Here is a 1,291-nt window from a genome sequence, read left to right as displayed (position 1 = left end):
GCCCGTCCGCGGGCGTGCGGTGACGGCTGCGTAGGGTGGTCCCACCCGAACAGCCCCACCGAAGGGAAGCAGCACCATGGCGATCCAGGTCGGCGACAAGGCACCCGGCTTCGAGCTGAAGGACAACCACGGCCGCACCGTGCGGCTGTCCGACTTCCGCGGCGAGAAGAACGTGGTGCTGCTCTTCTACCCGTTCGCCTTCACCGGCGTGTGCACCGGCGAGCTGTGCGCGCTGCGCGACAACCTGCCGAAGTTCGTCAACGACGGCACCCAGCTGCTCGCCGTCTCCAACGACTCCATCCACACCCTGCGCGTCTTCGCCGAGCAGGAGGGCCTGGAGTACCCCCTCCTGAGCGATTTCTGGCCGCACGGCAACACTTCGCGCGCCTACGGCGTCTTCGACGAGGACAAGGGCTGCGCCGTGCGCGGGACCTTCATCATCGACAAGGACGGTGTCGTGCGGTGGACCGTGGTCAACGGGCTGCCGGACGCGCGCGACCTGAACGAGTACGTGAAGGCGCTCGACACCCTGTGAGCCGCGCCTGTGCGCCGTCCCGGGGCCCGACACCTGGGAATCTTCGGCCACAGGGCCTGCGTGGTGCGGGAACCCGTCACTAGGATCGAGACGTTGATCCCATATCCGATGCACGACGGGGCTCCCCGCCCCCGGACACCAATGGAGGACTCGTGGGAGTCAGCCTCAGCAAGGGCGGCAACGTTTCGCTTTCGAAGGAGGCCCCGGGCCTGACCGCGGTCCTCGTCGGCCTGGGCTGGGACGCCCGGACGACGACCGGCACCGACTTCGACCTCGACGCCAGCGCCCTGCTGCTGAACAACTCGGGCAAGGTCGGCAACGACCAGAACTTCGTCTTCTTCAACAACCTCAAGAGCCCCGACGGCTCGGTCGAGCACACCGGCGACAACCTCACCGGTGAGGGCGAGGGCGACGACGAGGTCATCAAGGTCGACCTCGCGGGCGTCCCGGCCGACGTCGACAAGATCGTCTTCCCGGTCTCCATCTACGACGCCGAGAACCGCCAGCAGTCCTTCGGCCAGGTCCGCAACGCCTACATCCGCGTGGTGAACCAGGCCGGCGGCGCGGAGATCGCCAGGTACGACCTGAGCGAGGACGCCTCCACCGAGACCGCCATGGTCTTCGGCGAGCTGTACCGGCACGGCGCCGAGTGGAAGTTCCGCGCCATCGGTCAGGGGTACGCCTCGGGCCTGCGCGGCATCGCCCAGGACTTCGGCGTCAACGTCTGAGCGGCGCAGCAGCCCGACCGTCCGGCGC

General features: G+C 68.3%; 2 protein-coding genes. Both read left to right on the top strand.

What is annotated here, in order from left to right; translation table 11 throughout:
* The first annotated feature begins 76 nt into the window (after positions 1-76).
* Positions 77-535 carry a peroxiredoxin gene (locus ACFC02_RS42705; RefSeq protein ID WP_376368455.1) on the top strand — a complete coding sequence of 153 codons (459 nt, stop codon included), beginning with the start codon at positions 77-79 and terminating at the stop codon, positions 533-535.
* A 152-nt stretch (positions 536-687) separates the two neighbouring features.
* Positions 688-1,263, top strand: a complete 576-nt coding sequence (locus ACFC02_RS42700) for a TerD family protein (RefSeq protein WP_360968808.1) — start codon at positions 688-690, stop codon at positions 1,261-1,263.
* Positions 1,264-1,291: the final 28 nt, after the last annotated feature.

This window comes from Streptomyces sp. NPDC056160 (assembly GCF_042268205.1).
Lineage (GTDB): Bacteria > Actinomycetota > Actinomycetes > Streptomycetales > Streptomycetaceae > Streptomyces.
Note: the sequence above shows the minus strand (reverse complement) of the source record. Positions and strands in the feature narration are given on the sequence as shown.

What these genes read in the sequence shown, in the direction of transcription:
- ACFC02_RS42705 (WP_376368455.1), top strand. Translation starts at nt 77, where the DNA reads ATGGCGATCCAGGTCGGCGACAAGGCACCCGGCTTCGAGCTGAAGGAC.